Origin of the sequence: Porphyromonas sp. oral taxon 278 str. W7784 (assembly GCF_000467855.2) — a bacterium.
Classification (GTDB): domain Bacteria; phylum Bacteroidota; class Bacteroidia; order Bacteroidales; family Porphyromonadaceae; genus Porphyromonas.
In genome coordinates this window covers 1-3,660 of the sequence record NZ_KI259245.1, presented here as the reverse complement: position 1 = coordinate 3,660, position 3,660 = coordinate 1, and the positions used below count along the sequence as shown (strand labels likewise).

The 3,660-nt window shown below is 55.3% G+C and carries 3 protein-coding genes and 1 pseudogene; all 4 read left to right on the top strand.

Features of this window, described 5'->3' with window-relative positions; all coding sequences use genetic code 11:
• A pseudogene (locus HMPREF1556_RS08735) lies at positions 1–304 on the top strand (carboxypeptidase); the annotation flags it as partial.
• Positions 305–347: 43 nt separating this feature from the next.
• Positions 348–1,028 (top strand): hypothetical protein, encoded by a 681-nt coding sequence (locus HMPREF1556_RS06250; RefSeq protein WP_021667531.1) that lies wholly within the window; start codon positions 348–350, stop codon positions 1,026–1,028.
• A gap of 15 nt (positions 1,029–1,043) precedes the next feature.
• Positions 1,044–1,937 (top strand): hypothetical protein, encoded by an 894-nt coding sequence (locus tag HMPREF1556_RS08870; RefSeq protein WP_021667530.1) that lies wholly within the window; start codon positions 1,044–1,046, stop codon positions 1,935–1,937.
• Positions 1,921–3,357: an outer membrane beta-barrel protein gene (locus HMPREF1556_RS08865; RefSeq protein ID WP_021667529.1), complete on the top strand. Its 1,437-nt coding sequence runs from the start codon at positions 1,921–1,923 to the stop codon at positions 3,355–3,357. Before HMPREF1556_RS08870 ends, HMPREF1556_RS08865 begins: the two co-directional genes overlap by 17 nt.
• Positions 3,358–3,660 lie beyond the last annotated feature (303 nt).

The following is a 3,660-nucleotide window of genomic DNA, read 5'->3' as shown; positions in this document are numbered from 1 at the left end:
GACCTGCTACTTCTACTATCGGACACCTAGCTACGATGGAGGCTTCCATATGGGACACAGCATCTCCGGCGGAGCGGGCCTATCCTACACGCTCCTCCAAGGGAAGCTCCGCCTTGCTCTCGACGCCTACAATCTCCTGCGCAATAATCTCCGTCTGGACATCACGACACCTGACTCCCAGATGCACGCAGACAACGAGAATAATAGACTCACCCTCAACCTTGGCGTGACCTACTCCTTCGGAGCTCCCATCCAAGGCAAGTCCGAGCGCAAGAGTGCCCAAGAGCTCCGCTCCCGCATGTAGCACCCCACCATCCCCCACCGACCACCCTACCCAGAATACCATCATGAAGAAGATCGCTATTCAAGCCTTATGTGCTTGCCTATATATGAGCATCCTCGCTTCGTGCGGTGCTCAGCAGGCGCTCTGCTTTGCCCCACAAACAGCGCTCGACACAAGCGCCAACATGATCAAGGTCGCTGATCAGCCCGTCTTCAAGGTGTCTACCTCGGTGCTGAACCTCAAGGAGGAGCAACTTGCGCTGAACAAGGAAGCGCTGCCGAAGGAGCGAGCTGCGTATATCGCTTCCATTCTCAAGGAATGCCATTCGACCCAAGACACCATCATCGCCGCTTCGCCGAGCTTCATCCTCGTGAAGAGCACGGGCACTCATAGTAAGCGTGATGTCGGCTATATGTATAGCTATCAGCTCAACTTCGAGTCAGGGCGCTGGGTCTGCATAGGTCTTGATACCGCAACGGAGCGTGTGCCGACTATGGATGGAGTGTGTGGATTTCTACGGAGGATCTATGTGATCAAGCGGAGGAATCGCGTTATCGTCAAGGATTCTTTCGGAGATATCGCCATCGTCTATGTCCTACAGGGGCGGGATAGCAAAGCTCCTTTCAGCGACACCTCCGCTTGGCGACCAGCCGACATCTCCGCTATGATTTCGACAGCGTACTATATCCAGAGGGAGTTCGATCCCAAGAGCCATGCCGTAGCGACAGGAAGGTATGTGAAGTAAATAATCATTCGCCGTATGAAGCACTTATTAGCCATCGTCCTCGGCTGTCTCCTCGTGCAGGTTGGCCTGACTGCTCAGGTGAGGTATTCGGGGCGAGTCGTATCGTCTGAGGACAAGACGCCACTAGCCTTAGTCAATGTGATCCTCTTAGCTCGGGACTCCTCCTTCATAGCGGGTGGGGTCACCGATGAACTGGGGCGCTATTCGATTGTGATGGAGGAGGGGAAAGTGCCCCACTGGATACGAGCGACCTGTGTCGGGTATGAGTCGCTACTTCGACCGATCAGTCTGTACCCTCAGATAGGCGCAGAGCTTATCCTGGCGATGCACACCGGAGAGCTACAGGATGTGACGGTTCGAGCTAAGCGCAAGGCCTTCTCGCTTAAGGATGGTGCATTCGTGGCTAATGTCTCGGCAGTACCCTCGCTCAGAAATAGCGGTTCGATAGACAACCTACTGAACCGTATACCCTTCGTGCAGGGATCAGGCGGATCCTATTCTGTGCTGGGGACGGGTGGTGAGGCTACCCTCTACCTGGATGGTCAGCGGGTGCAGGACGCAAGTATCCTCCAGCACCTACGCTCCCAAGATATAGCGAGTGTCGAGGTCATCAATACCCCTGGTGCCCAATATAAGGCATCCACGAAGTCGGTGATCAAGATCCAGACGATCAAGAAGCAGGACATGACCAGCCTCTCTGCTTCGCAATACGCCCTCCTTCAGAATCGTCTCAGCACCTATACCGGTGTCAACGTCGCTCACTCTAGCGCCCGGACTTATTGGACCCTCAATGCGGGCTACAGCCACACGGCTATGGCCAGCGGGAATACAGACTACTACGCCCTACGTAATGCAGGGGGGGGGCCTGTCGGAGACCTCCAGCACCTCGGATATGACCAACCGAAGTGACTTCTTCATGGGTGGCCTCAGTCTGAATATATCCCCAGCTAAGGAGACGAACCTAGGCCTTGTCACCAATCTCAAGGTGAGTGCTGTGAAGTTCGATTTCGCTTCTGAGGGGCTGATCCACAAGGAGAGCGGGATCGTACGCCTGAATACTCCCTATACCTCCCAACTCGATTCACGTCCCTACAAATCCACTTCTAGCCTCTATTACAATGGGAAGATAGGGACGACGAGTGTGAATGTCACCGATGAGATCCTTCTGGGGAGTGCGACGAAGTCCTCCGTATACGACGAGGTAGGTACTTCGGCCTCTGTGAAGACTCTAGGGACGCAGCGCTATGCGATGAATTCGCTGATGCTGTCCTTCCAGACACCCATCAAGGGGGTGAAGCTAGGCTACGGCGCCGAGGTGACGATGAGCTTCAATAGGAATGAGCTCCAGAAGACGGAGCAGGGTATAGCGACGGATGTCTCCGGCTCTACGGTCAAGAATGGGCAGACACTCCTCTCCTCCTTCCTCGATGTGCGGGCCCAGTGGCTGGGCCTGGCGTGGTACGCTGGTCTACGCTACGAATACGAATCCTCTTCGTATACTCAAGGGGGCGTGCGTATGGCTCGTCAGAAGCCTTCTCCACACTTCCTGAGCCCCAGCATCTCGCTGTCTTATTCGGGGGAAGACCTTAGAGCGACCCTTTCTTATCGTAAGAGCCTCAACCGACCAGCGTACTCGTCCTTGAATAACTTTACGCTTATCGAGAACCAGTACGTCTACCAGCAGGGCAACCCCTTCCTACTCAATGAGACCAATGATGCCCTACAGCTCCTCGGCACGTACAAGACGCTGTCCTTCAGCGCCAGCTATAACTACATTCGGAATACGGCGACCACAGCGCTAGCCCGCCACGAGACTAAGGACGACGTGGTGCTCAAGCGGGTGATCAGTATCCCCAGCTATTCGACGCTCTCGCTAGGGCTGGATTGGAGTGATTCATTCGGTCCGTACTCTCCATCAATCGAGGTGGGATTCCAAAAGCAGCTCCTCAAGTACAGTGGCTTGACCTTCGATCGCCCGATGCTGGAGCTCTCGACAAGCCATTATGTAGAGCTGGGGAAGGGCTGGAGTGTGAACGCTGACGCCAGCTACTCAAGTAGAAGGCATCACCTCTTCAGTGAGTACTCTGCTCAGTGGAGCTACAGCCTGATGCTATCCAAGGAGGTCGGGAACTTCACCTTTGACCTCAGCCTGCAGAACCTCTTCCTTGACAACAAGCATTACAGGACGCGCAGGATGGCAGGCATCTTTGCGCAGGAGATCGAAGCGCGGGACTTCTCGGGCGTTGGCTTGAATGTCTCCTACCGCCTCCATTCGGTCAAGGCCAGCTACAGCAATAAGAAGGCCAGCAGTGAGTCGCACCGCTTCTGATCCCCCCTTCTTCCCGCTCTCTCCCGCCGTCCTCCGCCCCTCCCTCCGCTCGGACAGGTCGGCTAACTTCTCCCCGTCACTCAGGCTGCTTCAGCCGAAACGTACACGCTTCCTCAGTCGAACGTATCGACTAGTACACAAGCCAAGGACAAGGCGAAGGACTATTTATTTAGCCCTTCGCCTTGTCCGTATCTGACGCCGGCTATCGGCTGGATTTCCTCTGCCTGCACAGCACCCCCTTTCTACTCATACTTCCCCCTCCCTACGGACACCCCAAAAAACGACCTACGGTAGGTCGTCAAA

What these genes read in the sequence shown, in the direction of transcription:
- HMPREF1556_RS08870 (WP_021667530.1), top strand. Translation starts at nt 1,044, where the DNA reads ATGAAGCACTTATTAGCCATCGTCCTCGGCTGTCTCCTCGTGCAGGTT.
- HMPREF1556_RS06250 (WP_021667531.1), top strand. Translation starts at nt 348, where the DNA reads ATGAAGAAGATCGCTATTCAAGCCTTATGTGCTTGCCTATATATGAGC.
- HMPREF1556_RS08865 (WP_021667529.1), top strand. Translation starts at nt 1,921, where the DNA reads ATGACCAACCGAAGTGACTTCTTCATGGGTGGCCTCAGTCTGAATATA.